6 protein-coding genes and 1 pseudogene are annotated in these 5,921 nt (G+C 50.8%); 1 reads left to right on the top strand and 6 read right to left on the bottom strand.

Annotation, left to right across the window (positions count from 1 at the left end):
- Positions 1 to 377: pseudogene (locus ACLQ6D_RS04425) on the bottom strand (IS110 family transposase); the annotation flags it as partial.
- A gap of 428 nt (positions 378 to 805) precedes the next feature.
- On the opposite strand from ACLQ6D_RS04425, the gene ACLQ6D_RS04420 reads away from it, so the two are divergent.
- A complete protein-coding gene (locus ACLQ6D_RS04420; RefSeq protein WP_411726075.1) occupies positions 806 to 1,006 on the top strand; it encodes a hypothetical protein in 201 nt (66 codons plus the stop codon).
- A gap of 68 nt (positions 1,007 to 1,074) precedes the next feature.
- Here the strand turns inward: ACLQ6D_RS04420 and ACLQ6D_RS04415 are convergent, their stop codons facing one another.
- The 5 genes from ACLQ6D_RS04415 to ACLQ6D_RS04395 all read right to left on the bottom strand — a co-directional run bounded on the left by ACLQ6D_RS04415 (position 1,075) and on the right by ACLQ6D_RS04395 (position 5,305).
- A complete protein-coding gene (locus tag ACLQ6D_RS04415) occupies positions 1,075 to 1,296 on the bottom strand; it encodes a hypothetical protein (RefSeq protein WP_411726074.1) in 222 nt (73 codons plus the stop codon).
- A complete protein-coding gene (locus ACLQ6D_RS04410; RefSeq protein ID WP_087142088.1) occupies positions 1,296 to 1,487 on the bottom strand; it encodes a type II toxin-antitoxin system HicA family toxin in 192 nt (63 codons plus the stop codon). The genes ACLQ6D_RS04415 and ACLQ6D_RS04410 overlap by 1 nt, the downstream gene beginning before the upstream one ends.
- Before the next feature lie 134 nt (positions 1,488 to 1,621).
- The gene (locus tag ACLQ6D_RS04405; protein ID WP_411726073.1) at positions 1,622 to 1,996 is read right to left on the bottom strand and encodes a hypothetical protein; all 375 of its coding nucleotides are present in this window, start codon (positions 1,994 to 1,996) and stop codon (positions 1,622 to 1,624) included.
- A gap of 767 nt (positions 1,997 to 2,763) precedes the next feature.
- Entirely contained in the window at positions 2,764 to 4,131 is a 1,368-nt protein-coding gene (locus tag ACLQ6D_RS04400) for a flavin monoamine oxidase family protein (protein WP_411726072.1), read from the bottom strand.
- Positions 4,132 to 4,252: 121 nt separating this feature from the next.
- A complete protein-coding gene (locus ACLQ6D_RS04395; RefSeq protein WP_411726071.1) occupies positions 4,253 to 5,305 on the bottom strand; it encodes an aminotransferase class V-fold PLP-dependent enzyme in 1,053 nt (350 codons plus the stop codon).
- Positions 5,306 to 5,921: the final 616 nt, after the last annotated feature.

Genomic DNA, 5,921 nt, shown 5'->3' with positions numbered 1-5,921 from the left:
CCCCGTACCCGGTGCAGCATCTGGATGTCTTGCTGTCCGATAGTTTTTGTCGGCACAAAACGCATAGTGGGCCGGCCAACAGCCTCACAGGTCGCTTCCGCATCGTTGGCGTCGTCCTTGTTGCCCTTGACGTAGGGCTTGACAAACTGGGGGCCGGCCAACCGGGCATCATGGCCTAGCTTGAGCAGTTCCCTTGCCCAGTAATGTGCCCCGGAACAGGCTTCCAAACCAATCAGGCAAGGGACTAAGTTGGCGAAGAAAGCCAGCGCCTGGTTCCGTTTGAGTTGTTTGCGCAACACGGTCTTGCCGTTTGCGTCCACGCCGTGTAGTTGAAAAACATTCTTTGCAATGTCAAAGCCAATTGCCGCACTATTCATGGCGGATTCCCCTTCTTCTGTTAAGTGGTGGTTTTACCCTCCCACTTTGGCACATCGCGATGCCGTTGGGAAGGCGAGGAGTCCATACCATTACGTTCGCTGCGAGGCAGGAGCCGAGTAGTCCCCAGAAGCGATAGGGCTGGGCGTTTTCACGAAGCGTTGTTTGCGTAGTGAAAATGCAAAGCATACCGACATCGCGTCGAGTCATTGCGTAAACAAGTTTTATACCCCTTGTCGGGTATAAAACGAGAGAAGCAGGACGGCTGGGGCAGCCGCAGGCATTGGCGGTCGCGTTAAGTTTTTGCCGCTTGCTTGGGCTGGGATGCCCAAAACAAGCTTTCGCAAAAATAGCGACTCCCCTCGCCTGGAACTGTTTAATAAAAATCCACACTATTTCATTGCGCGTTTAGCCTGGCAAACATCCTATCGTGCCGGTCTTTGTCAGGGATACGGCTAAAACATCAGTTCTGGTTGCCCATTTATTTGCCCATGATATTCTCGTGACCGGGCTGAATTATCCCGTTGTTCCCAAAGGCGAGCAGGAAATCAGGTTGCAGGTATCCGCCGACCATACTGAAAAGGATTTGAATTTTTTACTGGACAAACTGGCTGAGTTTAAGCCGGGGTAACGGTAAGCCGGGTGGGCAAAGCGTTATATCAGCAAATGGTGGGCAAACGATAAAGCTGTTTGCCCACACTACAGGGCTAAATTCCTGCTCACCGTAGGAGATGGCAAAGGCTTTCCATCATTTTTGATAGTTTCAATCCATTCATTCACAATCTGACAAAGCTCGGTATAAACTTGAATCTCATCATCTCCATGACAGCAAGTATCAATTATTCCAGGACAAGAACCAACAAAACATCCATCTTCATCAGACCATTCAACAATTTTGATATAGCGGTCACTTTCTTTCATTATTTTGACTCCACAATCTTTTTCTTTGTCTCGCGAATTTGATAGGGTTTAGCATCATCTGAGAGTTGCCCAGAAATAGTAATGCGGCTACCGTTTGGATGTTCATAGTTTCTATGGCTACCTTTGCCGCCTCTATTAACAAAACCAGCCATTTCTAAATCACGAACAAGTTCTTTAATCTTAGGCGGCATTTTTATATTTCAATTATTTGCTTTTTTAGACTGAAATGTCGGGCAACAAAAAGCGGTTGCCCGACCTACCCGGCTGGCAATGGAGAGCATCGGAATTGCCAATCCGAGTTGATGCGGTTGTTATGCTAATCGAATTATCCTTCTTCAATAGCTATCACACGGCCATGAGAAGTTTTGTCGCCGAGATGACAGAAAACCAATTCACTATAATTGGGATCATCTACTCTGATGAGCCAAGCTTTTCTGCTATCGCTAATTTCAAAGTCAGACCCACTCATCCCGGAACGAGACATAACATAAACATCAGAATAGTCCCCTTTGTCTATGATTACACATCTAACCACGGAATCGGGGTCAGGAACCCATGAATCCCATTCATGGAAGCGCCGCACGTCTTCAGCGGCATAACTATGCGTTTCCAAGCGCAACCTCTTGATTTCCTCTTGATACCACTTTTTCTTGTCTGAAAGTGCTTGTCTTATGTCCTTCAGTGTGGGGCGTTGATCCATATTAAACATCTCCGTTTGTTGATGCCGTTGTTCTATTCTTGTCTTAAATCGGCCAACAGTAAATCCGCAATTCTGTGCAGCCCATCAAGGTCGCCGAGCAATGAGTTCAATGGCTGTTCACCCATAAATTGATCCGATAGATAGGCGATCAATACGCGGGCATTTGCGGCAATACCTGTTACTCTGTCAGCTAACTCTGCGAGGTGTTCCTGGGTAATGGGTTTGGAGTTTGCAGTGCGTTGGACAGCATCGAGAAAGGCGGACCAGAGCCATTGAACCGCGCAGGGAATGTCACCGAGAAGGTTGCCTTGATAGTGCCGAGACCGTGCCTGACGCCCCCTTGTATGCTTTAGCGCGCTCAGCGACTCTGTCGTAACATGCCGCGTTGTGTTTGATGCTATCCATCAGGGACGCAAGATGTTTGGGAGCAGATTCAGGGGTGATCATTGTGCTGTTCCTCCTCAATGCATAACAAGTGATTATATGGTTTCCGCTTATTTACCATATTTCGGGTGGGTCTGCAATAGCATTTAGATTTAGTTGGATTTTTTACTTCTGTATATCATCTAAAGTTAAGCAAGTAGCTTGGATGAAACGCAGTGGAATCCGGGATAATCGGAGCCACATTTGCCTCGGATTCCGAAAAGCTCACTGGGCTTGCTCATTATACCAATTCCAATAAGTTGTTATATGAATCCCCTCATCCTGGCCTTCTCCCTTTGGAGAAGGTTACAATGAGAACTTATTGGGATTGGTATTACTCCACGTTACGTAGTTGCGATTTTCCTCATCACCTCGTGAGCCGTTCGCAATGCGCCCTCGATAAAACCCTGATAATCCGAGAAAGCTTCGCCGCAAATATGCACGTTTGCAGGGCCGTTGCGTTCTAGGGAAAATGCAGTCACCCTTTCCTGCACCGTCCAGGATTTTATCCCCGGCTTCCATAGATGGCAGGCGGCACCGTAGGGCTCGGTACCCCAATGACGGATCCCGTAGCTGACAATGTGTTTAGGATCGATGCCCATGAACCGGGAGAATGCCAGCGGCAATCCTTGATCGCCATCGATCTCCGCCCGTGTCTCATAGCCTTTGCGGATATATTGGCTCCAGAAATTCAGGTATGGCCGGTCAGCGTAAACCATGACCAAGCCCTTGCCGTCCTGTTTTTGATAATGCACTTCACGGGCCGGCAGATGCGGCATATCCAAATGGGGGACATCCTCTGCCCACCACGGGTCTTCGACCACGAAGAAACACTTGAGTAACGGGATATCTAACACCGACCCGAACATCGCCCGGATTCCCATCGGAAGTCCGTCGATGCGGACTAGGCAATGCTCGGGCAAGGCCAGAACGACGTGTTTTGCAATGCAAGCCCTTCCTTCGGAGAAATGCAGCAACACCCGCCCCCGGTCGCACCGTTCCAAGGCAGTGAGCACATGTGCCCGGTGAATTTCCGCACCCCGTTGCCGCAGACGTTCCAGCATAGTGTCGGTCAGTGATTGCATGCCGTGAGGGATCGTCTTGAGATTTGGGCTCATTTGCAGCATCTTGACCCAGGTGATCATCCAGGCTGCGGCACCCGGATTCTCGTGGATAAAGTGGAAAAAACTGCCTTCCATGACGATGTAGAGCAAGGCATGGTGGCTGATAACCCTGCCGAGCGTGTTCCACAAACCTTGTTCCCATAAGGGATGGCCGAAAAATATGCTTTCCCGGCGGATCGATTCGAGTTGTTCCTCGCTCAGGGCCAGCATTTCCGCTTCGGACATCTCCAGCACCCGCTGTATCGCGAGCTTGTAAAGTTCCAGGGTCGTCAGGCCTTGTTCGTCCGCAGCCAGATGGTAGTCCAAGCGGCGTTGTTGGGCCGGCGGACTCGAATATTCTGGGAAAGGCAGGGTCTCGATGCCCAATTCATCGAGAAGTTCGCCCATGCGGAACTGCAAAATTGGATCAAAGCGCATGGCTCCGTATTCCGCATCGAAGCCAAGCATCGAAACGGTCTCCAGTTTACCTCCGAAGCGATGGCTGCCTTCGAACAGGGCGACGCTCCAGTCGCGGTCGGCGTGCATTCCGCAATACAATCCTGCAACTCCACCACCCACCACGGCCAAGTCGTATTCTGGTGTGATCATTTTTTCTCCTTTGCTGTTCCCTTTTAACAGGTTACACCCTTCTGTCAAGTAGGGGTTCTCCTTTTTCAGGCGCTTTAATTCATCGTTGTAGTGTTCGTTGGTTCGTTAGCAATTCCGCAGATCACTTCAATGACCGGAGTGCTTTGAGTGCGCTTTCCACTTCCTCTGGCGTGTTCATGATACCGGCCGCGAGGCGTAGATAAGCGGTTCCATAGGGACTGATGCTGGCCAAGATGCCCTGCTCGAGAAGATGCTTGATGACCTCTTCGTTCTTCTTGCCTTGGATCGTAAAACTGACGATACCAGCCGACAGTTTGGGATCTTTCGGGGTGTACACTGTGATGCCTGGAATTTCTGCTAGACCCTGCTTGATGCGTACATTCAGCACCTGGATACGCTCCGCAATTCGCTTGCGGCCAATCTGCTGATGGAAGTGAAAGGCGGCAGGCATCGCCCATTGATGTTCGTAAGCGAAAAATCCGCCGGGTGTCACCCAGTCTGCTTTCGTTGGGCCTTTAGGCGGTTCGTTGCGTATCCATGCGTCATAGGGCTCCTGGCCTGAGAACGTGGGGATGATTGGCGTCAAGTGCGCCCAGTTTTCCGCTTTTGCCCAGATAAGGCCGGTGCCGCGAGGTGCGAACAACCATTTGTGCGTACCCGCGACAAAGAAATCAGCGCCCATTTCCGCCACCGTTTCATCCACGGCCCCCAAGCCGTGAACGCCGTCCACGACTAGCAGTACGCGGTTGTTTTCCGGACGTTTGCGGTTGATCCCGGCAATGGCATCTGCAATCCCGCGTATGGGTAGGCGCAGGCCTGAGCTGGAATGTACCCACGTCACGCCGACAACGCGCGTGTTTTCTTTTATCGCCACGCTCAGACGCTCAATAATCTGGTCTATAGAGATATGTTCATGATGGTCGAATAGCGCCACTTTCCGCATTGATGCGCCCACTCGATTCGTGGCAAGCCGAATGGCTTCATGATGGGCGTAGTGGTCGTGTGTGGTGGTCAGGACATCATCGCCAGCTCGTAGCAGTAGGCCGTGATAAATCAGTGCCAAGCCGGTGGTGGTATTCGATGTCAGGCAGACTTCTTCCGGTTTGCCTCCGAGATAGTCAGCAGCCGCTTCGCGCACCGGGCGCTGCATATTCTCGGCATCAGATGCAAACATCCCGTTGTTCACAGTGAGGTAGGGCTCCTCGTCCAGTTGTCGGCGGAAGCGTTCGATCGCCTCGCGCACTGGCTTCGGGTGGGAAACGATGAAGAACGAGGCAAAATTGATGTGCTTCTTGGACAACGCAAACTGGTTACGCACTGACAGCCAGTCATCAGGTTGGAATGTTGGCACCGTATCGTTTGCGGCTGCTGCAAGCGACGGAAAAGAAGCGCCAGCGGTTGCCCAGCTTGCACTCAGCAGGAATTCACGACGTGTGACGGACATAGTATTCTCCCCGTATGTTTATAGGTTAATGGTCTATACAACCTCGCGATGACTCTTGCGGCACACAACTGGCTGCTTTACAAAAGACTATGGTCAAAAATTCATCTAAATCATACCGGATTCACAGCCCATTGAGCATTATTCTTTACTATTCGAATTTCTTATCGTACGCTTAAGGAATCTCTGAGCAAGCCCAGCCAAAACGTTAAAATTGCCACTGACAATAATAGCAATGGGGAGGACGAGCCATGAAACAACAAAGCCTTGCATCATTGGCCCATGGAGGCATGAAAAAGCGCAGCAAGCGGGGGAAATTCCTGAATGGGGTGGGAGGTGGTGCCTTGGC

Source organism: Methyloglobulus sp. (genome assembly GCF_046714055.1).
Lineage (GTDB): Bacteria > Pseudomonadota > Gammaproteobacteria > Methylococcales > Methylomonadaceae > Methyloglobulus.
The sequence above is the reverse complement of the archived record's forward strand: the minus strand, read 5'-3'. Positions and strand labels throughout refer to the sequence as shown.

Coding starts and splice junctions, on each gene's coding strand:
- ACLQ6D_RS04400 (WP_411726072.1), bottom strand. CDS start 4,131: ATGATCACACCAGAATACGACTTGGCCGTGGTGGGTGGTGGAGTTGCA.
- ACLQ6D_RS04415 (WP_411726074.1), bottom strand. CDS start 1,296: ATGAAAGAAAGTGACCGCTATATCAAAATTGTTGAATGGTCTGATGAA.
- ACLQ6D_RS04395 (WP_411726071.1), bottom strand. CDS start 5,305: ATGTTTGCATCTGATGCCGAGAATATGCAGCGCCCGGTGCGCGAAGCG.
- ACLQ6D_RS04405 (WP_411726073.1), bottom strand. CDS start 1,996: ATGGATCAACGCCCCACACTGAAGGACATAAGACAAGCACTTTCAGAC.
- ACLQ6D_RS04410 (WP_087142088.1), bottom strand. CDS start 1,487: ATGCCGCCTAAGATTAAAGAACTTGTTCGTGATTTAGAAATGGCTGGT.